The 25,912-nt window shown below is 63.9% G+C and carries 25 protein-coding genes; 18 read left to right on the top strand and 7 right to left on the bottom strand.

From position 1 onward, the window contains the following. Positions 1 to 274 precede the first annotated feature (274 nt). From U4Y88_RS04620 to U4Y88_RS04640, 5 genes are all read left to right on the top strand, one after another. The gene (locus U4Y88_RS04620; RefSeq protein WP_224009118.1) at positions 275 to 1,264 is read left to right on the top strand and encodes a beta-propeller fold lactonase family protein; all 990 of its coding nucleotides are present in this window, start codon (positions 275 to 277) and stop codon (positions 1,262 to 1,264) included. A gap of 20 nt (positions 1,265 to 1,284) precedes the next feature. Then, the gene (locus U4Y88_RS04625; RefSeq protein ID WP_415774391.1) at positions 1,285 to 2,313 is read left to right on the top strand and encodes a sterol desaturase family protein; all 1,029 of its coding nucleotides are present in this window, start codon (positions 1,285 to 1,287) and stop codon (positions 2,311 to 2,313) included. Positions 2,314 to 2,401: 88 nt separating this feature from the next. Continuing rightward, entirely contained in the window at positions 2,402 to 3,619 is a 1,218-nt protein-coding gene (locus U4Y88_RS04630; RefSeq protein WP_321782553.1) for a D-alanyl-D-alanine carboxypeptidase family protein, read from the top strand. Between the two features lie 92 nt (positions 3,620 to 3,711). After that, complete coding sequence (locus U4Y88_RS04635; protein WP_321782555.1) at positions 3,712 to 5,013, top strand: N-acetylmuramoyl-L-alanine amidase; 1,302 nt, start codon at positions 3,712 to 3,714, stop codon at positions 5,011 to 5,013. Positions 5,014 to 5,181: 168 nt separating this feature from the next. After that, positions 5,182 to 6,807: a penicillin-binding protein 2 gene (locus tag U4Y88_RS04640; protein WP_321782557.1), complete on the top strand. Its 1,626-nt coding sequence runs from the start codon at positions 5,182 to 5,184 to the stop codon at positions 6,805 to 6,807. 11 nt (positions 6,808 to 6,818) lie between these two features. Here U4Y88_RS04640 and U4Y88_RS04645 read toward each other — a convergent pair whose 3' ends face one another. Beyond that, positions 6,819 to 7,154 carry a hypothetical protein gene (locus U4Y88_RS04645; protein WP_321782559.1) on the bottom strand — a complete coding sequence of 112 codons (336 nt, stop codon included), beginning with the start codon at positions 7,152 to 7,154 and terminating at the stop codon, positions 6,819 to 6,821. Positions 7,155 to 7,333: 179 nt separating this feature from the next. Between U4Y88_RS04645 and U4Y88_RS04650 the strand changes: the two genes are divergently transcribed. The 6 genes from U4Y88_RS04650 (at position 7,334) to U4Y88_RS04675 (ending at position 11,781) form a co-directional block, all read left to right on the top strand. Further along, positions 7,334 to 7,456 (top strand): hypothetical protein, encoded by a 123-nt coding sequence (locus U4Y88_RS04650; protein WP_321782561.1) that lies wholly within the window; start codon positions 7,334 to 7,336, stop codon positions 7,454 to 7,456. A 103-nt stretch (positions 7,457 to 7,559) separates the two neighbouring features. Then, positions 7,560 to 8,249: a response regulator transcription factor gene (locus U4Y88_RS04655; RefSeq protein ID WP_224009129.1), complete on the top strand. Its 690-nt coding sequence runs from the start codon at positions 7,560 to 7,562 to the stop codon at positions 8,247 to 8,249. Continuing rightward, positions 8,239 to 9,585, top strand: a complete 1,347-nt coding sequence (locus U4Y88_RS04660; protein WP_321782563.1) for a HAMP domain-containing sensor histidine kinase — start codon at positions 8,239 to 8,241, stop codon at positions 9,583 to 9,585. The genes U4Y88_RS04655 and U4Y88_RS04660 overlap by 11 nt, the downstream gene beginning before the upstream one ends. A gap of 233 nt (positions 9,586 to 9,818) precedes the next feature. Beyond that, complete coding sequence (locus U4Y88_RS04665; protein ID WP_321782565.1) at positions 9,819 to 10,406, top strand: cytochrome c; 588 nt, start codon at positions 9,819 to 9,821, stop codon at positions 10,404 to 10,406. Positions 10,407 to 10,500: 94 nt separating this feature from the next. After that, a complete protein-coding gene (locus U4Y88_RS04670) occupies positions 10,501 to 10,776 on the top strand; it encodes a DUF4148 domain-containing protein (protein ID WP_224009135.1) in 276 nt (91 codons plus the stop codon). 243 nt (positions 10,777 to 11,019) lie between these two features. Next, positions 11,020 to 11,781 carry a YoaK family protein gene (locus U4Y88_RS04675; protein WP_321782567.1) on the top strand — a complete coding sequence of 254 codons (762 nt, stop codon included), beginning with the start codon at positions 11,020 to 11,022 and terminating at the stop codon, positions 11,779 to 11,781. Positions 11,782 to 11,815: 34 nt separating this feature from the next. On the opposite strand, the gene U4Y88_RS04680 is transcribed toward U4Y88_RS04675, so the two are convergent. Beyond that, positions 11,816 to 12,961, bottom strand: a complete 1,146-nt coding sequence (locus U4Y88_RS04680; RefSeq protein ID WP_321782569.1) for an FAD-dependent oxidoreductase — start codon at positions 12,959 to 12,961, stop codon at positions 11,816 to 11,818. Between the two features lie 84 nt (positions 12,962 to 13,045). Here U4Y88_RS04680 and U4Y88_RS04685 point away from each other — a divergent pair, with 84 nt between their 5' ends. Further along, entirely contained in the window at positions 13,046 to 13,723 is a 678-nt protein-coding gene (locus U4Y88_RS04685) for a TetR/AcrR family transcriptional regulator (protein ID WP_321782571.1), read from the top strand. A 99-nt stretch (positions 13,724 to 13,822) separates the two neighbouring features. Here U4Y88_RS04685 and U4Y88_RS04690 read toward each other — a convergent pair whose 3' ends face one another. From U4Y88_RS04690 to U4Y88_RS04700, 3 genes are all read right to left on the bottom strand, one after another. Continuing rightward, positions 13,823 to 14,713, bottom strand: coding sequence for a LysR substrate-binding domain-containing protein (locus U4Y88_RS04690; protein ID WP_321782573.1), 891 nt, complete (start codon positions 14,711 to 14,713; stop codon positions 13,823 to 13,825). A gap of 122 nt (positions 14,714 to 14,835) precedes the next feature. Further along, on the bottom strand, positions 14,836 to 15,945 hold the full coding sequence (locus U4Y88_RS04695) for a nitronate monooxygenase (RefSeq protein WP_321782575.1): 1,110 nt from the start codon (positions 15,943 to 15,945) through the stop codon (positions 14,836 to 14,838). A 117-nt stretch (positions 15,946 to 16,062) separates the two neighbouring features. Continuing rightward, entirely contained in the window at positions 16,063 to 16,614 is a 552-nt protein-coding gene (locus U4Y88_RS04700) for an Lrp/AsnC family transcriptional regulator (protein WP_321782577.1), read from the bottom strand. A gap of 109 nt (positions 16,615 to 16,723) precedes the next feature. Here U4Y88_RS04700 and U4Y88_RS04705 point away from each other — a divergent pair, with 109 nt between their 5' ends. The 4 genes from U4Y88_RS04705 to U4Y88_RS04720 all read left to right on the top strand — a co-directional run bounded on the left by U4Y88_RS04705 (position 16,724) and on the right by U4Y88_RS04720 (position 20,300). Then, positions 16,724 to 17,938 carry a diaminopropionate ammonia-lyase gene (locus tag U4Y88_RS04705; RefSeq protein WP_321782579.1) on the top strand — a complete coding sequence of 405 codons (1,215 nt, stop codon included), beginning with the start codon at positions 16,724 to 16,726 and terminating at the stop codon, positions 17,936 to 17,938. Positions 17,939 to 17,975: 37 nt separating this feature from the next. Then, on the top strand, positions 17,976 to 19,139 hold the full coding sequence (locus tag U4Y88_RS04710) for a M20 aminoacylase family protein (RefSeq protein WP_321782581.1): 1,164 nt from the start codon (positions 17,976 to 17,978) through the stop codon (positions 19,137 to 19,139). A gap of 152 nt (positions 19,140 to 19,291) precedes the next feature. Beyond that, the gene (locus U4Y88_RS04715; RefSeq protein WP_321782583.1) at positions 19,292 to 19,864 is read left to right on the top strand and encodes a nucleotidyltransferase domain-containing protein; all 573 of its coding nucleotides are present in this window, start codon (positions 19,292 to 19,294) and stop codon (positions 19,862 to 19,864) included. Next, positions 19,851 to 20,300: a hypothetical protein gene (locus U4Y88_RS04720; protein ID WP_321782585.1), complete on the top strand. Its 450-nt coding sequence runs from the start codon at positions 19,851 to 19,853 to the stop codon at positions 20,298 to 20,300. Before U4Y88_RS04715 ends, U4Y88_RS04720 begins: the two co-directional genes overlap by 14 nt. A gap of 24 nt (positions 20,301 to 20,324) precedes the next feature. Here U4Y88_RS04720 and U4Y88_RS04725 read toward each other — a convergent pair whose 3' ends face one another. Then, a complete protein-coding gene (locus tag U4Y88_RS04725; protein ID WP_224009151.1) occupies positions 20,325 to 21,203 on the bottom strand; it encodes a LysR family transcriptional regulator in 879 nt (292 codons plus the stop codon). 67 nt (positions 21,204 to 21,270) lie between these two features. Between U4Y88_RS04725 and U4Y88_RS04730 the strand changes: the two genes are divergently transcribed. Next, positions 21,271 to 22,902, top strand: a complete 1,632-nt coding sequence (locus tag U4Y88_RS04730) for an MFS transporter (RefSeq protein WP_415774392.1) — start codon at positions 21,271 to 21,273, stop codon at positions 22,900 to 22,902. 123 nt (positions 22,903 to 23,025) lie between these two features. On the opposite strand, the gene U4Y88_RS04735 is transcribed toward U4Y88_RS04730, so the two are convergent. Beyond that, positions 23,026 to 24,183: a porin gene (locus U4Y88_RS04735; RefSeq protein WP_224009153.1), complete on the bottom strand. Its 1,158-nt coding sequence runs from the start codon at positions 24,181 to 24,183 to the stop codon at positions 23,026 to 23,028. A gap of 620 nt (positions 24,184 to 24,803) precedes the next feature. On the opposite strand from U4Y88_RS04735, the gene U4Y88_RS04740 reads away from it, so the two are divergent. Next, positions 24,804 to 25,853 (top strand): asparaginase, encoded by a 1,050-nt coding sequence (locus U4Y88_RS04740; protein ID WP_321782588.1) that lies wholly within the window; start codon positions 24,804 to 24,806, stop codon positions 25,851 to 25,853. The last annotated feature ends 59 nt before the right edge of the window (positions 25,854 to 25,912 follow it).

A 25,912-nucleotide genomic window follows, 5' to 3' on the forward strand; every position in this document is an offset into this window, starting at 1 on the left:
ACTGAAATCGTCGAACACCGGCTCTCCGCGCGGGCGATGCTACACGCCCGCGTCTCAAGAAAACGTTAATACGTCGCATTTTTTCAACAAAACGACCCTTTCCGTCAATCAAGATGGAAAGGCGTACTATTTATTCGCGTCGTTCATTCACTCATGAAAACGAGTAATTGGAATACACGGCTTTTTCCCGATACATTCGCGCTCAACTTCGCGGCACGCCGCTTGATTCTCCACGCTTCATCCGCGCCTTTCAACCGTCATCCAGTTTATTTCGATGCGCTTTCGCTGTTTATACAATTTCACCCTGTTGATTGCGCTCGCGGGAGTTCTTCCCGGCGCGATGGCCGAGAACGTGGTCGTGCTGGATTCCGGCGAGGCGAAGATCAATCTGATCGACGAAGCGACGCGCAAGGTCGTCGCGGTCATGCCCGCGGGTAAAGAACCGCATCATCTGATGATCACGCCCGATGGCAAAACGCTGATCGTCGCGAATTCCATTTCCGACAATTTCATGTTCCTCGATCCGCACACCGGCGCCGTGCGCGGCTGGCTTCAGGACATGGAAGATCCGTATCAGCTCGGCTTTTCTCCAGATGGAAAATGGTTCGTTACGAACGGGCTTCGACTCGATCGCGTCGATATCTATCGCTACGACGGCGAGCATTTCTCGCTCGCGAAACACGTGCCGATTCGCAAAATGCCCAGCCACATGACGTTCTCGCTCGACAACAAGACGGTGTTCGTCTCGTTGCAGGAATCCGGCGAGATCGCGGCCATCGACCTGCCGACGCAGACGATACTCTGGCGCGTGCATGTGGGCGACGATCCAGCCGGCCTGTGGATGGTGCCGGGCAACCGCTTTCTGCTGGTCGGCATGACGGGCGAAGACGACGTGACGGTAGTCGATACGCAGACGCACACCGTCGTCAAGAAGATTCATACGGGACGTGGCGCGCACAATTTCCGCTCGCTCGACGACGGCACGCATGTGGCCGTCACGAATCGCGTCGACAGCACCATCAGCATTCTCGATTACAAGACGCTCACCAATACCGGCGATATCACCGGCCTCATGCCCGGCCCCGACGACATGGAATTGCAAGCCGATCGCCGCCATCTCTGGGTGACGTTCCGCTTCTCGCGCCACGTGGGCGTGATCGACCTCGCGACGCGCAAGCTCGTGTCCACGATCGAAGTGGGCCGTTCTCCGCACGGCATTTTCATGGGCGACCGCGCGCCGGTCTACGCGCCCAATCCTGATTGATAGACTGGCAGGAAAGAACGATGCTGCATGCAATAGGAACAGGAATGGGCCTTGAATTTGAGCGCTTCGTCGGTTTGCTTCAAACCGACGCCTATATCTACATCGTCCAGCCCTTGCTGTTCCATCTTCATTTGATGGACTACGACGAAGACGCCTACGACGCGCTTTATTGGGCGGTGGTCGGCGTGCTCGAAATTGCAGTGACGTTCGCGATTCTGCGTCCGCTCGAGGCATGGCGTCCGATCGAACAATGGGAACAGCGCCGCGCTTTGTGGCCCGACGTCTGGTACACGTGGATCGCGAAACTGGGCATCGTCAATGCACTCTTTTTCGTCTGGCTCCAACCCACGATCAATCATCTGGAAACGTGGATGACGGTCAAAAACATCTGGACCGTGAATCTCGACGAGATCGCGCCCGGCCTGACCGATCAGCCGCTCGTTTCATTTGCGATTTATCTCGTGGTGCTCGATTTTCTCGGCTACTGGTATCACCGCTGGCAACACCGGTTCGGCATCTGGTGGGAACTGCATGCGGTTCATCACAGCCAGCGCCAGATGTCGCTCTGGAACGACGACCGCAATCATTTCGTCGACGACATCGTGCAAACCGCTTTCTTTACCGTGGTCGGTTTGTTTATTGGCGTTCAGCCGGGGCAATTCGTCGTGCTGGTCGCGGTCAGCAATACCTTGCAGGCGATCCAGCACGTGAATGCGCGCCTGCCTTATGGATGGTGGCTCGAACGCGTCATCGTGAGCCCGTCGTTTCATCGGCGCCATCACGCCATGGAATACGGCCATACCGGCACGGCCTATGGCTGCAATTTCGGTGTGCTGTTTCCATGGTGGGACATGATTTTCCGCACGGCTTCCTGGGAAACCGCAGTGGAACCGACCGGTATTACGGATCAACTGGATCGGCCGGAACAGCGCGGACGCAATTACGGAAAAGGTGTCTGGGCGCAGCAATGGCTTTCGCTCTGCCGTATCAAGGCACGCATGACGGCTGCATCGGCGGCCGCAGTCGACTCGCGTTATGAGCGTAGCTAACGCAAGTCCATCGATCGATCGTTCGTTTGTTTGTTCGTTCGTTCGATAGCCGCCGCTTTTCATTATTCAAATCAATCTACACCCGATCATGCGCCGCACGCCCTGCCGCCTCTCGCTGTTTTCTTTTCCACGCCGTACCGTGTGCGCCGCGTTCATTACCGCATTGACTGCATTGACCGCATTAACGAGCGCCGAGGCCTCCGCGCAAGTGGCGCCGCCCGCGCTTCAGGCGCGCGCGTGGGTATTGATGGACGCCGGTTCGGATCAGATTCTCGCGTCGTCGAATGCCGATGCGCGCGCCGAACCCGCGTCGTTGACCAAACTGATGACCACCTATCTCGTGTTTCAGGCGCTGCACGCGAAGCGCATCACGATGGATCAGACCGTGCTGCCGGGCGAAGCGGTGCGCAGCGTCGGCACCGACGAGTCGCGCATGTTCATCGAGCCGAACAAGCCCGTGAGCGTGCATGACCTGCTCTATGGCTTGATCGTGCAATCCGGCAACGACGCCGCGATTGCCCTGGCCGAACTCGTGGGCGGCAGTCAGGCGCAATTCGTGCAGATGATGAATGCCGAAGCCGCCAGCCTGGGCATGGCGCATACGCATTTCTCCGACGTCAACGGCATGCCCAGTCCGCAGCACTATACGAGCGCGGGCGACCTGGCCACGCTGACCGCGCATATCATCAGCGACTTTCCCGAGTATTACCCGATCTTCTCGACGAAGACATTCACCTACGACCGGATTCGCCAGCCGAATCGCAACCGCCTGCTCTGGCTCGACCCGAGCGTGGACGGTCTGAAAACCGGGCACACGCAGGCGGCCGGCTATTGCCTGATCGCCAGCGCGAATCGCGATGTCGAAGGCGCACCCGGCACGTCGCGACGCGTGATCAGCGTCGTCATGGGCGAGCCCACGGAGCCCGCTCGCGTAGCGGACAGCCTCAAGCTGCTGAATTTCGCGTATCACGCATTCGATGCGGTGCCGTTCTTCCGCGCAGGCCAGGCGATATCGCTTGCGCGCGTTTATAAAGGCACGCGTCTGAATGTCGACGTTGCACCGACGCAGAATGTCGTGGCCACGATTCCCGCCGGAACGCGCGCCCAGATTACGTCGAGCATCAAGGTGAATACGCCGCTCATTGCGCCGCTGAGCGCCGGCGAACAGGTGGGCACGGTGACCATTCTCGATCAGGGCAAGGTGCTGACCCAGGTGCCGCTCGCAACGCTTTGGGCCGTGCCTCAAGCCGGTTTGCTCGACCGCGCGTGGGATTCGCTTCAGCTCATGCTCGGCAGCAAAGTTTAAACGCCCGCATTAGCTGGTCCCTCATTACCAGCCCTTCCCGCGCGCATCGTTCTGGCATTCGCGCTATTCAATCTCCAATACAGGACGCCGCCATGAAATCGAATCATAAGCCCGCTGCGATGCCGCAACCGCACCCGCGCAATCGCCATCCTTATGCACGGCGACGTCTGCTGAAACTCGGCGCCTCGCTGGTGCTCGTCGGCATTGATCCCGGACTCGCGCTCGCCAATACACGGCCGACGATACGCGGCGTGCGCGTGTGGCCCGCCACCGATTACACGCGCGTCACGATCGAGTCCACGCAGCCGTTGCAGGTGCAGGAACACCAGCTCGGCTCGCCGAATCGCCTCGTGGTCGACCTGCAAGGACTCACGCTCGATCAGGCTTTGCGCGCGCTGATTTCGAACGTGCATCCCAACGATCCGTATATTCGCGCCGTTCGTGTGGGGCAATTCACGCCCGACGTCGTGCGCATCGTGCTCGATCTCAAGGGCGCGGTCACGCCGAAAGTGTTTTCGACCACGCCTGCGGGCCAATACGCGTATCGGCTCATGCTCGATCTTTATCCGGCGGACGGCAAACCGCAGGACGCACTCGACACGCTCGCCGCACGAGCCACTGAATCCACGCAACCCACACAAGCCACGCACAACGCGCCCGCTTCGACGCCCGAGCGCGGCGCGCAACGCAAGCTGATCGTCGCCATCGATCCGGGCCACGGCGGCGAAGATCCCGGCGCGATCGGCGGCGGCGGCACCTATGAAAAGCACGTGGTGCTCGATATCGCGCGGCGCCTGCGCGCGAAGATCGCCGCGTCGCCCGACATGGACGCGATGATGACGCGCGACGACGACTTCTTCGTGCCGCTCGGCACGCGCGTGACCAAAGCGCGCCACGCGCGCGCCGATCTGTTCGTCTCCATTCACGCCGATGCTTTCACCACGCCTGCTGCGTCGGGCTCGTCGGTGTTCGCGCTTTCGGAACACGGCGCGTCGAGCGCGGCCGCGCGCTGGCTCGCGCAAAGCGAAAACGCGTCCGACGCCATCGGCGGACTCGATATCAAGAGCGCCGATCATGCGCTCGCGCCGGTGCTATTCGATATGTCGACGACGCAGCAGATCAACGACTCGCTCAAATATGGCGCGCTCGTTCGCGAATCGCTCGGCAAGATCAATCATCTTCACGGCAACGGTCTGGAGCAAGCGGGCTTTGCGGTATTGAAAGCGCCCGATATTCCGTCGATTCTCGTGGAGACGGCATTCATCAGCAATCCGAATGAAGAACTCAAACTCCAGAATCCCGCTTACCGTCAGCAAATGGCCGATGCAATCTACGACGGCATTCGCAAGTATTTCGCAAGTCACCCGCCGCTCGAACGCCGCGTAACCGTCTGATCGACGACGGTCACGCGCACGCCATTTCAATTCGTCAATCCCGGAAGTTCGCTCCTCGGAGAAGCCCCGAACACGCTGATGCCGCCTCCCAGCAAGTTTCTCAGTTTTTCCCGTCATGCGGCCTTGACGCTCAAACCGCGCCATGGCCGTTCAAGTACGCTTGGTTTTGTGTTCGCTGTAGCGTTTTTTTCGCTGGCGCTGCGCGCCGCGTGGGTGCAGTGCTACGACGCGAGTTTTTATCAGCATCAAGGCGAGATTCGCCAGGTCAGCGATCGTGGACTGCCCGCCGCGCGCGGCCGGATTCTCGACCGCAATGGCAGCGTGCTCGCGATGAGCATTCCGACCGATACGGTTTGGGTCGATGCCGCATCGACTTCGCAACCGGCGTCGGCATCGCAGGTCCAGGCGCTCGCCCATCTTCTCCAGATCGAGCCCTCCGCGATCGTTGCCGCGTTCGCCTCGCATCGCCAATTCGTCTATCTCGCGCGCCAGATTCCCACCGATGTCGCCGCGCTGACGCAGCAATTGAATGTGCCCGGCGTGTTTTATCGTCCCGATTCGCGACGCTTTTATCCCGAGGCCGGCATCACCGCCAATATCGTCGGCTACTCGGGCATCGACGGTAAAGGCCAGGAAGGCATCGAGCGCACCGCGGAGCCGCTATTGCGCGGCGCCAACGGCCGCGTCGACGTGCTGCACGACGCACGCGGCAATGCCATTGAAAATCTCACGCGGCTCGCGCCGCAAAACGGCAACGATATTCATCTCTCGATCGATCTGCCGATTCAATATGCCGCTTATCAGGCGCTGCAGGATACCGTCACGCGCTTCGCCGCGAAATCCGGTTCGGCCATCGTCATCGACCCGCACACGGGCGAAATTCTCGCGATGGCGAACTGGCCGAGTTACGACCCGAATAGCCGCACCCGCTCCGATCCGCAAGCCATTCGCAATCGCGCCGCAACCGATGCGTTCGAACCCGGCTCGGTGATGAAGCCGCTCACCATCGCGCTCGCCATTCAGCAGCAGCGCGTGACGCCCGATTCGATCGTGACCACGGACGGCGGCAAATTGAATCTCGATGGCCAAACCATTCACGACGACGCGGATTTCGGCACGCTCACGGTCGCGGGCGTGATTCAAAAGTCGAGCAATGTCGGCACCTCGAAAATATCGATGCTGCTTTCGGCTCGCGATATGTGGCACAACTTCCGCAATCTCGGTCTGGGTCTCGCACCGCACGCGGGTTTGCCGGGCGAAGCGGCGGGCACGGTGCGCGACTGGCATCACTGGCGGCGCATCGAGCAGGCGACGATGGCCTACGGCTACGGTCTTTCGGCGTCCTTGCTGCAACTCGCGCAGGCCTACACGACCTTCGCCAATGACGGCGTATTCGTGCCCGCGACGATCTTTCAGCAACACGCGCCGGCCACCGGCAAACGGATTTTCTCGGTCAAGACCGCGCAATCGGTGCGCGCGATGATGGAGAACGTCGTGAGCAAAGGCGGAACCGCATCGCAAGTGGTGGTGCCCGGTTACACGGTGGCCGCAAAAACGGGCACCGCGTATCGCTGGACTCAGCACGGCTACGATTATCACCAGTATCGGGCCTCGTTCGTCGGCCTGATTCCGGCGCAGCATCCGCGCGTGATAATTGCCGTGTCGATCGAATCGCCCACCAAGGGCTCGCATTTCGGCGGCGCGGTCGCCGGTTCGGCATTCGAAGCCATCGCCTCGCCCACGATGACGCGGCTGCGCGTCGAACCCGACGCGGACGTTACCGCGCATCGTTGAAACATCGTGATTCAGGGATCGAGGCTGACGCCTCCGTCGCATTTCACCGTCGCCACCAGATTTTGGCCGTCGAGTTCGAACGGCACCTTCCAGCCGTGTCGAGCGGCCTGGCGCGAGGGAGACGATTCGAAACTGGCGTGACCCGAGGCGTCGAGTCTGGCGCGTTCGAGAAAGGCATTCACGGACGTTTGCGCGGCGAATCGGCTTCTGATTGCGCATTGATCGTTCGCGTTCGCGCTTCTGGCGAATATCAGCACGAAGCCGATTGCGGCGACCGTGAGCGACACGCCCACTATCCCAGCCGATAACTGCCGGGGTTCATGCGAGAACTTGCGATAGTGCGCCATGCTCGGGCTATCCGTGACGGAAACACACCGAAGTATGCGGCAGCCCTTATCAAATTTTCGTTAAGCGCGGAGGATTTTCCTGTGTCGCGCGGGGGCGACATTGGGCCCGCGCGCCGCCGTATCAACGACACCTTGACGACCGGCACGTACCGGGCCTCACCAACACGCTGCCGCTCTATGTGCAGGTGATGTACGACGGCTACAACTCCGCGGGCGCATTCGCGGCGGCGAGCCTGCTCGCGTTCATCGCCATGGCGACGCTCGCCGTCAAGCATGGACTCGAACGTCGCATCCGGCACTGAATTCACCGATTGAATCGCCCGCGCGCATCGCTCAGGACAGCTTGTTTCGCTGCGCGCTGGTAAAATGCCGCCTGATTTCAGCTACGTATTCTGCGCGCCGACCATGCGAATTCTCGCCATTGAAGATGACCCCGACATTCTTGGCAATATCGCCAGCTATTTCGGTGCCCGAAACACCATGGTCGATTGCGCGCTCGACGGCGTGCAAGGTTACGCACTCGCCACGCGCAACGAATACGACGTCATCATTCTCGATCTCGCGCTGCCGCGCCTCGACGGCTACGAGTTGTGCCGCCGCCTGCGCGAAGATGCGCAATGCGAAACGCCGCTCATCATGGTCACGGCGCGCGACACGCTCGACGAACGGCTCGCCGGTTTTCAGGCGGGCACCGACGACTATCTCGTGAAGCCCTTCGCGCTCGCCGAACTCGGCGCGCGTGTGAAGGCGCTGTCGCAACGTCCGCGCAAACGTTCGGTCGTGCGCACGCTGCAGGTCGCCGACCTCGTGCTCGATCTCGACACGCGCGAACTCGCACGCGCGGGCCAGACGCTGCGCCTGCCGCCCGCGCCCATGACCTTGCTGAAAATTCTCATGCAGGAAAGCCCGTCGGTGGTGGCGCGCGCGCGTCTCGAAGAAGCGCTGTGGCTCGATTCGCCGCCCGACAGCGACAGCCTGCGCACGCATATTCATCAGTTGCGCCAGGTGATCGACAAGCCGTTCGAGCGCGCCCTGCTGCACACCGTGCACGGCGTGGGCTACCAGTTACGCGCCGCGCAAGACGATGCGCGCTGACACCCCGCCCACCTCGAACGAAGCGCGCCCGGAAGTGCGCCCGGAAACGCGCCCGCGCCGCACGCTCGCGCGCGACTTCGTGCTCGCGTATCTGGTGCTCGCGCTGCTCGTCGGCGGCCTGCTTTCGCTCGTGTCGATGTGGACCGTCAACCGCCTCGAAACGCATTTGCAGCAGATCGACATGGGCATGGCGCTCGACCGCGTGCGCGACGAATATCTCGCGGGCAAGAGCGTGGGCCGCGTGAACCGCTTCTTTCACGGCGAGCCCGGCAGCGATACGTTTCCCACGTGGCTGCGCGACGTCGAGCCCGGCTTCACGCGCCGCGAACACGGCGACCGCGACTGGCACGTGATGGCCGACGACCACGACGGCGTGCGCTACATGCTGCTGCGTGACTACACGGCCTTCGAGGAACGGCGCGTGCATTCGCACTGGCTGACCGTGCTCAGCGTGGGCGCGAGTCTGCTCGTGGCGTTTCTGCTCGGCGGCGCCGTCACGCGCCGCTTCGTTCGCCCGCTGATCCGGCTCGCGGAACAGGTCGTCAAACGCCCGGCGCTGCCGCCGCAAACGCGTCTCGCGCACGCGTATCCCGAGAACGAAATCGGCCGCCTCGCCGCCGCATTCGACGCGACCTACAACGAACTCGAAGCCGCGCTGCAACGCGAAAAGCTCTTTACCGCCGATGTGAGCCACGAATTGCGCACGCCGCTCACGGTCATTTCGAGTTCCTGCGAACTGCTGCTCGACGACCCCGCGCTCACGCCCACGCAGCGCGCGAAGCTCGAACGCGCGCACGCGGCGTCGCGCGACATCCATCAGCAGCTCGCGGCCTATCTGATGCTCTCGCGCGGCTCGGCCACCGCCACGGGTTTCGCGCAAAGCGACGTCGCCAGCGTGGCGCGCGAGGAAATCGCGCACTGGTCGCCGCGCGCGACGCAACTCGGCTTGCGCATGGAAGGCGAATTCGCCCCGGCTCAAGCATTGCCTGGGATGCCGAATCTTTTTCCGGCGGCACTGCTGCGCATCGTGCTGTCGAACCTGATCCGCAACGCGCTTCAACACGCGGCCAGCGGCACGCGCATTCTCGTGCGCGCCGACACCGCCAGCTTCGAAGTCGCCGACGACGGCCCCGGCATCGCAGCCAGCGTCAAGCCGCACCTGTTCACGCCGTTTGTGCGCGGCGGCGAAGCGGGCGCGGACAATCTCGGCCTCGGGCTCTCGCTCGTGCAGCGCATCTGCGAGCATCAAGGCTGGCGCATCACGCTCGATTCGTCACCCGGCGCGGGTACACGCTTTCGCATCGAACTCACGGCGAGCAAAGCCGCGATCGATTGAGAAAATGCCTTAAAAACAGGGCCAATCGATGTCTTGATGTACCGGCCTGCATCGCCCTCGCTCGAATCATAACGATCGACACCTCAAGAAAACGTTAAGACGCAGACGCGCGCGGAGATGAAAACCACACCATGCGCGCGACTCATGAAGTCAGCGAAATTATTCAACGTTGACACACGCGTGCAACGGTAGGATGCGGAGTTTTCCGTCAATGCCCTTGCGCACGCCTGTTCATGAGCCCACGTTCCGCCGTCGCCACGCGCGCGATTTTCGCCGCCCTCCTCATGCTCGTGCTGCTCGGCGCGGGTGCATCCGTCTGGGCGTTTTCCGGTTACGTCGATGTGGCTGCGACCGACAAGGACAATCCGCTCGTCGCGTGGTTCCTGCACACGACCTACCAGCGCTCGCTCGACCGGCAGTCGGCTGCGGTCGTGGTGCCCGACAATCTCGTGAACGACGGCAACGTGCGCGCGGGCGCGCATCTCTATGCGCAGCACTGCGTCTATTGCCACGGCGCGCCGGGCGCGCCTCTCGATCCGATCGGCGCGGGCATTGCGCCGCGCGCGCCCGATCTGCTCGCCGCGAAACGCCATAACGGTCCGCAATCGACGTTCTGGGTCATGCGCCACGGCGTCAAGATGACCGCGATGCCCGCCTTCGGCAAATCGCTCGACGACACGCAGCTCTGGCAGCTCGCGGCGTTCCTGCGCGCGAAGCGCGGCATCGACGCCGAGGGTTATCACGCGCTCACCGGCCCCGTGGCGAGCACAAGCACAACCGGCGATCCTTCCGCCAGCCAGAACAGTGCCTTGGCGAATTAGTGGTTAACCCTGGGGAGCAAGATCTCTAGACTTTGGGTCATGGATTGCGGCGAGTTGCCGCAGCCAATCACGAAACAGATCGGAGGTCGTCATCATGAAGTCGCTTTTCCCCGTTGCCGCTGTTGCCCTGGCTCTCACTCTCCCGGTTGCCGCGTTCGCCCAGTCGAACGGCGGCCTGACCCGCGCGCAGGTTCGCGCCGAACTCGTGCAGCTCGAACAGACCGGCTATCGTCCGGGCGACGGCGACAACGCCCACTACCCGGAAGCGATCCAGGCCGCCGAAGCCAAGGTCGCCGCGCAGAACAGCGCGGTGGGCGGCGCTGCGGTGGGTTCGTCGGCGGCGGGCGGTCCGGCGCTCGACGCGAAGTAAGCGACGCGAAGTAAGCGACGCGAAGTCAGTGGGCGAAGTCAGCAGACCGGTCATCGCAGTGCGCGAATATCTGCGAATCCCGCGATGACCCGCAAGCCGCGATGAGCGTGCGCCGCACCTGAAGCGCACGCTCGATCCGAGCCATCGCGGCAATCCGCCGCACCTCTATCGCGCTGCGGACCTCGATTCCATCAAGCCGGCAGGTCTTACACTTTTGTACCGTCGCCCGCCGAGGAACCGCCCGTGCCTATCCAGTATCTGCGCAGCTTCACGTCCGTGGAACGCACCGAGAAAGCCAATCTGCGGCTCGGCCGCGCGCTCGCCTGCATCGCGGGCGCGGCCAACGCCGGCGGTTTCCTCGCGGTCGGGCAGTACACCTCGCATATGTCGGGCATCGTGTCGTCGGTGGCCGATAACCTCGCGCTCGGCGACATCGGCCTCGCGCTCGCGGCGATCAGCGCGATGTTCGCTTTCGCGGGCGGCGCGGCCACTTCGGCGGTGCTGATCAATTGGGGCCGCCGCCGCGCGGTGCGCAGCGTCTTTGCCTTGCCGATGGTGCTCGAAGCCGCGCTGCTGATGGGTTTCGCGCTGCTCGGGGCGAACATGGAGCACCATCGCGTGATGTTCGTGCCCGCCACCGTCGCGCTGCTCTGCTACGTCATGGGCCTGCAAAACGCGATGATCACGAAGATTTCGCGCGCCGAAATCCGTACGACGCACATGACCGGCATCGTGACCGATCTCGGCATCGAACTCGGCAAGGGTCTGTACTGGAACTGGGGCGTGCCGGCGAGCGCCGCGCAACACGTGCGCGCGGACATGCCGCGCGTGCGCGTGCTCTCGTCGCTGCTCGGCATGTTCCTGCTCGGCGGCCTGGGCGGCGCGCTCGCGTTCCGGCATCTGGGTTTTTCGTCCGCCGCCTTGCTCGCGGCCGCGCTGCTCACGCTTGCGTGCGTGCCCGTCGCCGACGATCTGCGCCGCTGGTCGCCGCGCGATCCGGCTTGAATTCGACGGACGACGCCGGGCGCGGCGGCTCGCGTCAGGTCGTGACGAGTTTTGCGGCGGCCGCGCCGCTGAGAAACTCGACGAGGCCGGCCGGCGCGCGCTCGTCCAGACACAGCGCGAGAATCGCGCAGGCATCCGCGGCGGCCGCCTGGCTGCGTTCGAACATCGTCGCTTCGTAGGCCGCCAACGCAGCCTCGACGTCGCCGGGATGCGCCGCGAGCGCCGCGCCGAGTTCCGCGCCGTCGAGCATGGCGAGATTCGCGCCCTCGCCCGCGGGCGGCGCGAGATGCGCGGCGTCGCCGAGCAGCGTCACGCCGGGCACGCGCTCCCAGCGATGATCAACCGGCAGCATATGGAGCGGACGCGGCACAGGCGCGGCCTCGCCATCGGTGATCAGGGCCGTGAGCGCGGGCGCCCAGCCGGCGAATTCCGCCGCGATCGTGGCGCTCGCGCGGGCTGCATCGTCGAAATCGATCGACTCGAACCACGCCAGCGGCCGGTTCAGCGCGATATACGCGTGCAGCACGCCGCCGGGTTCCCGGTGCGCGAAGATCCCCTTGCCGGGCGCGGGCGCGAACATCCCGCCGCCGCCGACAGCCTCGGCCGATGCGGGGTGCCGCGTATCGGCGTCGTGCAGATACGTTTCGATGAACGTGGTGCCGATGTACTCGGGCACCGCGGCCGAGAGCAGAGGCCGCACCTTCGACCACGCGCCATCGGCGCCGACCAGCAACTGGCTGGTCACGGTCGTGCCGTCGGCGAACGTCAGCCGGTGCTCGCCGTGGCCGAGCGGCGCCACGTCGCCGAGTTTCTTGCCCCAGCGCACCGTGTCCGGCGGCAGCGACGCCAGCAGAATCCGCCGCAACTCGCCGCGCAGCACTTCGGGCCGCCCGCCCGTGCCGTCGTCGGACTCGTCGAACAGCAGCGCGCCGTGCGCGTCCAGCACGCGCGTCGCTTCGCCGCCCGCGTGGACGATGGCCCGGAACGCGTCGCTCAGACCGGCCGCCGCGAGCGCGGCCTGACCGTCTTTCTCGTGAATGTCGAGCATGCCGCCCTGCGTGCGGGCTTGCGCCGACGGCTCCGCCTCGTAAATCGTCGCGGCAATGCCATGCAAATGCAGCACCCTCGCGAGCACCAGCCCGCCGAGTCCCGCGCCGATTATGGTGACCGGAGCCGTCATCGAATATCCTTTCATTGAGATTGGAACGTCGTTCCAAAGAAAAAACATATTGGAACGAAGTTCCATCAGTGTCAAGCTATGGATATGACAACGGAAATTCGGACACGGCGACGCGCGGATGCGCTCACCCGGCAGCGGATCGTCGAGGCGGCGATCGAGATCCTGGACCGGGACGGCGAAGACGCGCTGACCTTTCGCGCGCTCGCGGCGCATCTGGCGACCGGCAGCGGCGCGATCTACTGGCACGTCGCCGACAAGCAGGCGCTGCTCGCGGCCGCCACCGATCCGATCATCGCCGCCGCACTGAGCGAGGCGGCGGCAAATCCGCAACCGCAGGACGCGATCCGCGCGCTGGCGCTCGGCATTTTCGATGCGATCGACGCCCATCCGTGGGTCGGCGCGCAGTTGTCGCGCGATCCGTGGCAGTACGCGGTGCTGCGGATCCTCGAAGGCATCGGCGCGCAGGTGCAGGCGATGGGCGTGCCCGAGCCCGCGCAGTTCAACGCGGCCACGGCCCTGTTGAGCTTCATTCTCGGGCTTGCGGGACAGTACGCGACGCGTCCGCAGGTGGCGCCGGAAGGCATGGATCGGGTCGAGGTGCTGGAGAGCGTCGCCGCGAAATGGGCGCAACTCGATCCCGCCGAGCACCCGTTCGTGCGTCAGGTGGCCGCGATGCTAGCGAGTCACGACGATCGCGAGCAGTTTGTCGCCGGGATCGATTTCATTCTGGCGGGTATTCAGCAGAATGCGGTGGCGAAGTGATTTTCGGCCTGATTTTCAGGCCGATTAGCGATTGATCAGTCATCCGAATGATTCATCGCGCGCGAATGCACGGAATGCCAGTGCATTCGCCGCGCCCGCTTATCGCGCGGGCAGCAGTCGGCTCAATTCGTTTAACGCGAGACTTTGATACGCGGGACGCGACACCATCCACGTCGTGATTTCCGTGAGCGGAATGGATTGCACCGTCGACGCCACCGCCAGCGTCGCGAGCACCGACTTCGGAAACACCGCCACCGCCGTCCCGGCGGACACAGCCGCGAAAATCGCGTGATACGAGTGGTATTCCACGATCTCGCCGACGCTCTCGGGACGCGATCCCTGGTCCGCGCACTTCGACTCAAGCCATTGCTCGCCGATTCGCCGATACGTGCAGCCCTTCGCGAACGCGGCGAGCGGATAGTGCGTCACGCTTTCGGAAGCGGAACCGAGGCGACTCGGGACCAGCAGCAGCAATTCCTCGCGAAACGCCGGGATCGCTGCAAGATCGGCATCGGCGCCGGTATTGAATTCGATGGCGGCGCGTTCATCCGTTTCGGCGATAAAGGCGCAATCGAGCCGGCTGGCCTTCACGTCGTCGATGAGCGCGCGCGTGGTGCCCGTCGAAATGTCCAGTTGCACGGCGGGCCAGAGACTTTGATACGCGCCGAGCAAGCCCGGCAGCCGCGCCGCCGCCGTGCTTTCCATCGAGCCGATTCTCAACCGGCCCACGGGGACGTTCGATTGCATCGCCTGGCGCGCCTCTTCAGCGAGCGTCAGCATGCGATGCGCGTAACCGAGCAGGCGCTGCCCGTCGCCGGTCAAGGTCATGCGCTTGCCTTCGCGCGAAAAGAGCTGCACGCCCAGTTCCTCTTCGAGCTGCTTGACGCGCGTCGTCACGTTCGATTGCACGCGTTGCAGCAACTGCGCCGCGCGCGTGACGCTCTGTTCCTTCGCGACCAGGCTGAAAATCTCTAGATCGAGCAGCTCCATCCGGCAAATTCCTGATTAACGAACACGATGCATAAATTAATCTCGCTACGAGATTTTACTGCAAGCCCTGGCGCGATCGGGAGCCACGCAGGAAACAAGGCAGCGAACAAAGCATCGCGTGGCTAAGCGAGGTTCGAAACGGTCGAATGAAGCTGCGCAACCGAAGCCCGCATTTCCGCTTCGAGCGTGCGCATGAGTTCGGCGGCAGGCATCGCACGCGACAACGCGGCGGCCTGACCGGCCCATTGCGCGCCATAGCCGAACTCGCCCTTCGCCTTCGCGGCGGCATTCAACGCCTTGCCCGCATCGTAGGTAATCGGATACGCGGGCACGGTTTTCGGGCTGCCTTCCTCGTGTTCGAGCTGCGTGAATTTATTCACGATCGAACGCGCCGCGCGGCCTGAAATGGCGCGCGTGAAGGTCGTATGTTCGGCAGCCGCGCCGAGCAAGGCTTGCCGATAGCCGTCGTCGATCGACGTTTCCGGGCACGAAACGAAGGCGGTTCCGAGTTGCGCCGCCGATGCGCCCAGCGCCAGCGCCGCCACGATGCCCGCGCCATCCATGATGCCGCCCGAGGCGATCACCGGCAGACTGCATTGGCGCGCGACGAGCCGCGTGAGCGCGAACGTGCCGAGATAATCGTCCTCCGTCGAAGCATCGAACAGGCCGCGATGGCCGCCCGCTTCGATGCCTTGCACGACGATCGCGTCGACGCCCGCCGCTTCGACCTGGCGCGCTTCCGCCAGATTGGTCGCGCTCGCAAGCAGGCGAATGCCCGCTTGCTGATACGCAGCGATCAGCTTCGCGTCGGGCAAACCGAAGTGAAAACTCACGACTGCGGGACGCGCATCCAGAAGCATCGTCTGCATCGCTTCATCGGCGAGAAAGCTCGTATAGATTTCGCGCAGTAGCGCGGGCGGCTCGGCGCCGTATTGCGCGAAGTGGCGTTGCAGCCAGTTGAGCCAGGTCTGCTCGACCTCGCGATTCGCCACCGCAGGCGCGTGGCAAAAGAGATTCACATTGAACGGCCTGGTGGTCAGCGCACGCGTGGCGTCGATGGCCTTGCGCGCGTCGGCGGCGTTCATCGCGCCGAGGCCAAGCGACCCGAGTCCACCGGCATTCGACACCGCCGCGGCGAGCGCGGGCGTTGCCACGCCGGCCATGGGCGCCTGCACGATGGGCTTCTCGATGCCCAGGATTTCCAGAAGAGTGCCTGAAGATTTCACGCTCATAGTGACCTCATTTCGTTCGCTGACCCGACACTTGATCATCTTACATGGAAATCATGCATGCTATATCAATCTTTTTTTGAGATTGATATAGCGGACTGAATCGCGCTTCCAGGTGCCCTATCCGCGCCCGCCGACCGGCACATTCAACGTCGTCTTGACGCGCTCCATCGCCACGAAGGTTCGGAAACTCTTCACATTGCCTTCCGCGAAAAACAGCGAGCGCGTGAGCGCGGTGTATTCGGCCATGTCCCGCGTGCAGAAAATCAGAATGAAATCGACATCGCCGGTCACGTAATAACACTGCTGGACCTGCTCGCACGCTTCGAAACGGGCTTTCATCGCATCGAGCAATTCGACCGCTTCATTCTCCGCCGAAACATGCGTGATTACCGTCACATGCGCACCGAGCGCGCCCGGATTCAGCACGCTGCAATCGCTTTCGATGACGCCGCTCTTGCGCAGGCGCTGCAAACGCCGCGCGACGGACGGCACCGAGAGATTGATTTGCTGCCCGATTTCGCGGTGGGGAACCTGATTGTCCCGCTGGACGATGGCGAGAATCTTGAGGTCGAAGTCGTCGAGTTCTATACCGCGGTCGGTCGTGGCCATAAGAAAAATTCTCGTAGAGAAGTGCCGGAATGATCGCGATTCCAAGGAAGTTCGCCGCAATGCGCGAGAATTTATTGCATTTCAATGCCGAAATACGATTACAAATAACGCACGCATCGCAATATTATTTCACACATCGAATCGACGCCTGTCTTACGGAGTGAGTTAAATGCTGATTGCAAACCCGCGTGCCCTGTACACCCCCTATCCCTCTGCACTCCAAAGCATTTTGAACGTGCGCGCAGCGGACGAAAGCGGCGCGTGGCTCGCAAGCTGGGGCCAGATTTCCCGCTCCGCCACGCCGCTGTGGGATCTGCCCGATGCCGCCGCCGCGTTGGGCATTGCGCGCCTCAGCGTGAAAGACGAAGGCCTGCGCTCGCCGCTCGGCAGTTTCAAGGCGCTGGGCGCACCGATTGCACTGACGCGTCTGATCCTGCGCCTCTGGCACACGCACGATCTGAATCCGCAAGGCCTGCTGCGCGGCGACTACGCGGAGCTGCTGGCGCCCCTCACGGTCATCAGCGCGACGGACGGCAATCACGGCAAGGCGCTGGCCGCCGCCGCGCGCGATATCGGCTGCCAGTGCGTGATCGTGCTGCATGCGAACGTCAGCCGCGAACGCGAGGACGCGATTGCGCACTACGGCGCACGCATCGTCCGCATCGAGGGCGACTACGACGCCTCCGTCGAACACGCCGCGCAACTCGCAGCGGACAACCACTGGCACGTGGTCTCGGACACCTCGTATGAAGGCTACGAAACGATTCCCCGCGACGTCATGCAAGGCTACGGCGTGATTGCCGCCGAAACGCTCGCGCAACTCGACAGTCCCGTCACGCACGTGTTTCTCCAGGGCGGCGTGGGCGGCCTCGCGGCGGGCGTCGCCAGCTATCTCTGGGAGCACTTCGGCGCGCAGCGCCCGCAATTCATCGTGGTCGAGCCGCAGCAGGCCGATTGCCTTTATCAGAGCGCGATTGCAGGTCACGCGACCCGCGCGACGGGCAGCGTCGATTCGGTGATGGCCGGGCTGGCCTGCGGCGAAGCCTCGCCGCTCGCATGGAAAATTCTCGACGGCTGCGTCGACCACTTCATGACCATCGCCGACGACGACGCCGTGGCCGCCATGCGCACGCTCGCCGCCGGTTCGGAACGCGATGCGCCGCTGGTCGCGGGCGAATCGGGCGCGGCGGGATTCGCGGGCCTGGCCGCCTTGATTCGGAATCCTGAGTTGTCGGTGAAGGTCGGACTGGGATCGGCGTCTCACGTGCTCGTCATCAACACGGAAAGCGCGACCGCACCCGGCGTCTACGAGGCGCTGATCGGCGAAACGGCGGCCAGCGTCAGCGCGCGCCAGGCCGAGTGGATGAGCGCGATCGAACACTGATATCGACAAACCAGAAGATCACGAGACAGGTCACACGATGGAAACGTCGCTGCAAGAAAAACTGCAAGGCTGGCGCCGCCAGTTGCATCGCAATCCCGAAACCGGTTTCGAGGAAGTGCAAACCTCCGACTACGTCGCCCGGATTCTCACGACGCTCGGCATGGAGGTGCACCGCAACATCGGCGGAACCGGGCTCGTCGCCAATCTGAAAGTCGGCGGAGGCACGCGCACGGTCGGGCTGCGCGCGGAAATGGACGCGCTCAATATCGCCGAGAATGCGCCTGGCCGCGCCTATGCGTCGTGCAATGCCGGAAAAATGCACGCGTGCGGTCACGACGGCCATATGGCGATGATTCTCGGCGCGGCGCAACTGCTCGCCGAACGCCGCGATTTCGACGGCACGGTGCGCTTTATTTTTCAGCCCGCCGAAGAACATGGCCGCGGCGCGAAAGCCATGATCGCCGATGGCCTGTTCGAGCGCTTTCCGGTCGACGCGATTTTCGGCGCGCACAATATGCCGGGATTGCCCGCTGGAAGTTTCTCGACGCGGCCTGGCGGCATCATGGCGAGCGAGGATAACTTCGTTATCCATATCAAGGCGAAAGGCACGCACGCCGCGCGGCCGCACATGGGCATCGATCCGATTGTGATTGCCTCGCAGATCGTGCTTGCGCTGCAGACCATCGTGTCACGCAATCTGGACCCGAGCCAATGCGCGGTCATCTCGTGCACCGAGATCATCACCGACGGCCTGCGTAACGTGATCCCCTCGAACGTCATCATCAAAGGCGATACGCGCAGCTATTCGCCCGAAGTGCAAAACCTGCTCGCCACGCGCATGCGCGAAGTGAGCGAAGGGATTTGCCGCACGCATGGCGCCGAATGCGCCTTCGAGTACACGCATGAATTCGTGCCGACGGTGAATACGCCGGAATTCGTCGACGTGGCCGTTGCGGCGGCGAGCACGGTCGCGGGCGCGGACCAGGTCGACGCGAATGTTCAGCCGATGATGATTTCGGAAGACTTCGGCGCGTTCCTGCAAGTCGTGCCGGGCAATTTCGTGTTTATCGGCAACGGCATCGAGGCGGACGATGGCGGCACGCCGCTGCACAACGCGAGCTACGATTTCAACGACCGCATTTTGACGGTTGGGGCGCGGTATTTTGCGGAGATCGTGCGGATGCAGCTTGCGGCGGCGTGAGGATTGCGGTCGGCGTGGCGTTGTAGATTGAACAACAGGCGTTGTACAATACACAACAGCCGGTCAACAAATGGCCGATTGTTGTTGTACAAAACACAACACGTGTTGTCTAATATACAACGCCCATCCACCGCGCCCGACCGGAGCCCTCGATGAACGAAGCGCTTTTTTCCGAGCTATTCGGCGGCGGCGGCCGATACAAGGTGCTACAGCATCTGTTCGAACATCCGGCGCAGCTCTACAGCGCACGCAAACTCGCCGAGGAAACCGGCGTCGATCCCGGCAACATTCATCGCTGGCTGCGCAAATGGGCCGACGTCGGCATCCTGCGCGGGTCGGGAAAGGTCGGCTATCAGGCCTCGACCGATCCGGCGCTCGCGCCGCTCGGCGCCCTCTTTCGGCAAAGCAGCGAACTCGTCGACGGTCTGAGGCAAACGCTCGAAGCCATCCCCGGCATCGTGGCGGCCGCGATCTTCGGCTCCTATGCACGCCACGAGGAAACGGCCGAGAGCGATATCGACGTGCTGATCCTCGGCAACGTGCCCGAGCTGAAAATCAACGCGCTGCTCAAGCCGCTGGCGCGCCAATGCGGGCGCCCCATCAATGCAACGGTGATTCGCCCTGCGCTATATCGTGAACTCGTCGATAAGCAGGACACGTTCATCGCCGACGTACTGCACAATCCATCGATTCCGCTAATCGGAGCGCTGGATGAAAACACTTGATGCGTTGCTGAACGAACCCAATACGCCTCTGATCCGGCGCGCCGCGAACAAAGACGATCTACGCGCATGGCTCGGCGAAGCCGACAAGAAACTGCGCGACGCAGGCAACACCGATATCAGCGAAAGCACGCGCATGGACGCCGCCTACGACGCGGTATTTTTCTGCGCGCTCGGCGTGATCTGCACGCAGGGCTATCGCGCGACGTCCAAGCCCGGCCATCACGTCAAGGTGCTTGAAGCAGCCGCCATCGTCATGAAGCTTGCGCAGAGCCTGCAGGACAGCGTCGAAGCGCTTCAGGACTGGCGCAACCGCAAGTACATCGCGGCATTCTCGGCAACGCAGGACGATGTGGCCGAGGCGATCGACACGGCAAAGGCGTATCAGGCTGAAGTATTCGACTGGCTTCAGCACCACGCCGCGAACATGCTCAAGTAATCGCGGCGCGATCACCGCCGCCCCTCACTTCGCCTTCGGCACCAACCTCAAAAACGCCCGCACCGCCGGCGCGCGCTCGTGCTTGCGGCAGACGAGCGCAAGCTCAGAAGTAATCGGCTTGCCCTCAATGCGCCGATAGACGATGCCCGGCAAGCTCACGCAGCCCGCCAGCGCGTCGGGAATCACCGCCACCCAGCCGTTCACCGACACGCACGCGAGCACCGCCAGCAAGCCGCCCGGCCGCGCTGCGATGCGCGGCACGAAACGCCCGCGGCGCGCGAGTTCGAGCGTGCCGAACTCCTGCTCCGGCACCGCGAAACTGGCCTCCGCGAGATCGGCCGGACGCAGCGTCTCCTGCGCCGCATAAGGCGAGTCCGCGGGCACGGCCGCCACGAACGCATCGCGCTGCAACGTGAACACGCGCACCGTGTCGGGCAGCGTGAGCGGCGGCCGCACATAGGCGACGTCGAGCAGGCCCGTCTCCAGGCGCCGCGCCACGTCCTCCATCGGGATTTCGGTGACGCTCACTTCCACGCGCGGCCACGCGGCGCGAAACTCGCCGATCGAGCGTTGCAGCGCGCCCGAATACACCGCCGACGACACATAGCCCGCCACGATGCGCCCCACTTCGCCGCGCGCCGCCAGCGCGGCGAGTTCCTGTCCGCGCTGCAAATGTTCGAGCGCCGCCGCCGCTTCGGGCAAATACGCCTCGCCCGCCGCGGTCAGCGACACCGCGCTGCGCGAGCGATGAAACAGCCGCGCGCCCAGATGACGCTCGGCCTCCTGAACGTGGCGCGTGAGCGCGGGCGGCGCCATGTCCAGCTCCTCGGCCGCGCGCGCGAAATGCAGGTGCCGCGCCACACACAGAAAGGCCCGCACGTGGCGCAGTTCGAGACGACTCATGATTACCGGTTTCGTGAAGCAAATTGCTATTTTATGGCAATGACCGATAACCGTCGATGATGCGACGATGCGGGCTGCTTCTTGCGAACCCGCCTCGCTCACCGCCACTGCCATCGCCATGTCCGACTCATCCGTGTCCCGCGCAACGCTCGACCCCGCCGCGCTGACCGATCCGCACCCCGATCCCGATTCGTTTTCCCACCGCCATCCGAACATCACGCTGGCCGTCGCGTCCGCGACCTGCGCGCTGATCGTGCTCGATACCAACGTGGTCGCCGTCTCGCTGCCCTCGATCGCGCACGCTTTTCACGCGAGTTTCGCCGACATCGAATGGGTCGTGAGCGCTTACATGACCGCGTTCGCCGCCTGCCTGCTGCCCGCCGGCGCGATCGCCGACCGTTTCGGCCGACGCCGCGTGCTGTTCTACGGTCTCGCGCTGTTCGCGCTCGCGTCGCTCGGCTGCGGCGCGGCGCCGACGGCCGCGCTGCTGATCACCGCGCGCGCCGTGAAGGGACTGGGCGCGGCGCTGCTGCTCACGTCCGCGCTCGCCGTGATCGCGCATCGCTTCGCACAAGGCCCGGCGCGCGAACGCGCGTGGGCGGTCTGGGGCATGTGCATGGGGATCGCGACCGCCGTCGCGCCGTGGGTCGGCGGCGCCATCACGCAATGGGCGGGCTGGCGCTGGATCTTTCTGATGAATCTGCCCGTGTGCGCGCTGCTCGCGCTCGGCGCGCGCCGCGCCATCGACGAATCGCGCGACCCGCACGCGAAGCGCCTCGATCTGCCCGGCGGCGTGCTGTTCGCGGCGGCGCTCGCTTGCGCCGTGTGGATGCTGATCGGCATTCCCGCAGACGGCTGGCAGTCCGCCTCGACGCTCGGCCGGGGCGCGGCGAGCATCGCGCTGTTCGTCGCCTTCGTGTGCAGCCAGCGCTGGCAAACGCGGCCGATGATCGATCTGAACCTGTTCCGGCGCGCGCGTTTCGTCGGCGCCCTGCTCGGCATGTTCGGCTATGCGGCCTGCGCTCAGGTGATGATGACGTTCCTGCCGCTCTATTTGCAGATCGCGTTCGGCTTCTCCGCGTTGCAAGCGGGTCTCGGCATGCTGCCGTTCGCGGCGGCGATGATCGCCGGGCCATCGCTGGGCGCCGCGCTCGCTCGTCGAGCGACGACCGGCGGCGTGCTGAGCGCGGGCCTCGCGCTGATCGGCGCGGGCAATCTCGCGATGGCCGCGTGCGCGGCGGGCGGCCACTATCTCGCGGTGGCGTTCGCGATGCTCGTGACCGGCACGGGCGCGGGCGTCATGAACGGCGACACGCAGAAAGCCATCATGGCCTGCGTGCCGCGCGAACGCACCGGCATGGCCTCGGGCATCAGCACGACCACGCGCTTCAGCGCCATCGTGACGGCCGTGGGCGTGCTCGGCGCCGTGCTCGCGGCGCACACGCAGAGCGCGCTCGCCCAGTTGATCGCCAACGTGCCCGCCGCGCGCCATGCCGTCGATGCGCGCTTCATGGCGAGCCTGCTGGCCGGCGATCTCGGCGAAGCATTGCGCACACTAGACGCGCCCACGGCGCATCTGCTGGCCCGCGCCGCGCCGCTCGCTTTCGCGCACGGTTTCGCGCGCGCCCTGCTCGTGAGCGGCATCGTCGCATTGGCGAGCGCCGTGGCAGTCAAGCTGATGGCCGACGCGCGCGACTAATTATTTCGCCGTCCGAATCATCTGACACAAAAGAAAATGCGGGCTCGCCACAAAGGACGAACCCGCATTGCCCAATCGACGCGCGCGACATCCGCCGCGCGCGCGAGTCATGAGACCCGTCGATCAGAACGCGTGACGCATGCCCACCGTGACGGCAACCTGCGTATCCGTCGACGACGGCGACAGCGTGTTGATCATCGCGTGCGAGAGCACCGAACCTTCCGGCGCGCCGTGGACGTTCTGGTAGACGCCTTCGAGGTAGAAGTCCGTGCGCTTGCTGATCGCGTAGTCCGTCTGCAGCATCGCCGTGTTCCAGCCCGGAGCCGAACCGTTGTACGCGCCGTGCGTGTACGTGTACGCGCCCGAAACCGACCATGCCGGCGTGATCGCGTACTTCAGGTTCGCTTCGTAGTTGTCCAGACGCAGCGAGCCCGAGAGCGAGCCTGCCGACGTGTCGTCGCTGCCGAGGTACGTGCCCGTGCCGAACGAGAACACGCCCGACGCGTTGTCGATCTGCGAGTGGCTCCACACGAGGCCGGCCGTGATCGGGCCGTACGTGTAGTTGCCGCCCAGCGACCAGACGCGCTGGCGTTGCGCGACGAAGTTCGCGCTCGCGTCGCTGGTTTGCACCGCGCCGCTGCCGTTGCCCGCGCCGTTCAGTTGCAGGTAGCCGGCCGCGAGGTTCAGCGGGCCTTGTGCGTACGACACGGCGAAGCCATACGAACGGTTGCTTGCGAAGGTGGTCTGGTTGCTGAACGAGTACATCGTCTCGAACGTGACGCCGTACCACGTCGGGCTTGCGTACTTGACCGAGTTGTTGATGACGACCGAGTTCGCCGCGAGGTTGTCGTTCTCGAACGGATGCGCCGCGAGGCTGCCGCCCCACGTGTTGAATTCAGCCGTCAGCGGGCCGACGAGGTCGTTCATCACGTCGAACTGGCGGCCGAACGTGACCGTGCCGTATTGATCCGCCTGCAGACCGACCCACGCCTGCGAGCCGAACATGTCGCCCGAGAATGCCTGCGCGCCGTTGTTGAGGATGAAGCCTTGCTCGAGCTTGAAGATCGCCTTCAGGCCGCCGCCGAGGTCTTCCGTACCCTTCAGGCCGAACACCGTGTTCTGCGTCGAGCTGCTGTTGAGCTGCCAGTTGCTATGGCCCATCTGGTTGTTCGTGTAGACGAGACCCGTGTCGATGAGACCGTAGAGCGTGACGCTGCTTTGCGCATGCGCGGAGACGGCGAACGCGCCGGTGAGTGCGAGGGCGATTAGCGATTTTTTCATGTTTTATGGCTCCGAGTTTTGGCGTTAATTCATTGAATCGAATGCGCTTTCCACACAACACATGGTGAGGCGGCCCGCGCGTTTCGCAGATCCATGCGAATCGCGCCTGAATTGCGAAATACCTCAATAACGACAAGCGATTATTGCGAACAACGCAATGCCGGCCTTCACTTGCGAAATAAGGCAGGCATGCCGGGCAGCGCGCTCGTGGCGCCGTGCCCTGCGGCGGAAATAACGATCAGGCGCATCATAAGGCTTCGAAAATAAAAATTGCGTTGAAATTGAGGCAGGCGTTGCGCCGAAAGAACACCTGCAAATAATGCGTGCATCAGCGGTGCAATTCGCGCCCCAAAAATGCGCACGCAATGCATTAAATCGGCGATTCAGACTCGATCGTAAAGAAAATGAAATCTGAACCGCCGATATATCGATTTATTCGGACGTGAACATTACGCACGGCCAATGCATGTTTCATATGTCGATTCACGTCCGCTTAAGATCGGATTCAAATCGGTATTCAGATGACGAATCCGCGCGCCATGCGGCGTTAGAATCCGCATCACGCGTGCGCCGTGTCCTGTGCGCCGCGCGACCCGAACCGCATGACACGGAGACACCCCATGACGACCGCTACGCCGCCCGCCGCCGTGCTGTATCGCGGCGGCCTTGTCGAAACCACGCACCTCGCCCATATCGCCGTCGTCGATGCGCACGGCACGCTGCTCCATACGTTCGGCGATCCGCACCGGCTCACGCTCGTGCGTTCGGCGGCCAAGCCCGCGCAGGCGCTGGCCGTCATCGAAACGGGCGCGCTCGACCGCTTCCATTTCGACGACGCCGATCTCGCGCTCATGTGCGGCTCGAACAACAGCGAGGCGCGCCATATCGAGCGCACGCTCGCGATGCTCGGCAAAGTGGGCGCGCACGAAGCCGACATGCGCTGCGGCGGTCATCCGCCCTTGTCGGACGCGGTGTGGCGCGACTGGGTCCAGCGCGGCTTCGAACCCGGTCCCGCATGCAGCAACTGTTCAGGCAAGCACGCGGGGATGCTCGCGGGCGCGCGCGCGATCGGCGCGCCGCTGGAGGATTACCACGTCGACGGGCATCCGCTGCAACTGCGCGTGAAGCATACGGTCGCCGATGTCTGCGATCTGCCCGACGACGGCGTGCAATGGGCTATCGACGGTTGCAATCTGCCGACGCCGGCCTTTCCGCTCGATCGTCTCGCGCGCCTGTACGCGAAGCTCGCCGATGCCGCGGATCACGCCGAGGCAAGCGGCGCACGCGACGCGTCGCCACGAGCGCAAGCACTCGCCCGCATCTACCGCGCGATGACCGCGCACCCGGAAATGGTCGCGGGCGAGCAGCGCTTTTGCACGACGCTCATGCGGGCGTTCGGCGGCGAGGTGGTCGGCAAGGTGGGCGCGGCGGGCAGCTATGCGATCGGCGTGAAGCGCGCGAACGCGGGCGCGCTCGGCATCGCCGTGAAAGTGGAGGATGGGAATCAGACGGCGCTGTACGCGATCGTCGTCGAGGTGTTGCGGCAACTCGGTATCGGCACGCCGGAGCAACTGGCCGCCTTGCGCGCCTATGACACGCCGCACGTGCTCAACACCCGGGGCGTCGATACGGGCGCGCTCGAAGCGCGTTGCACGCTCGTCAAAACATGAAGCGTTGAAACGATGAACCCTGCCTGCGCCGCGCGATTTTCACCGCACAGCGCAGGCAG

It is taken from the genome of Paraburkholderia sp. J94 (genome assembly GCF_905220285.1).
GTDB classification, from domain to species: Bacteria; Pseudomonadota; Gammaproteobacteria; order Burkholderiales; family Burkholderiaceae; genus Paraburkholderia; species Paraburkholderia tropica_A.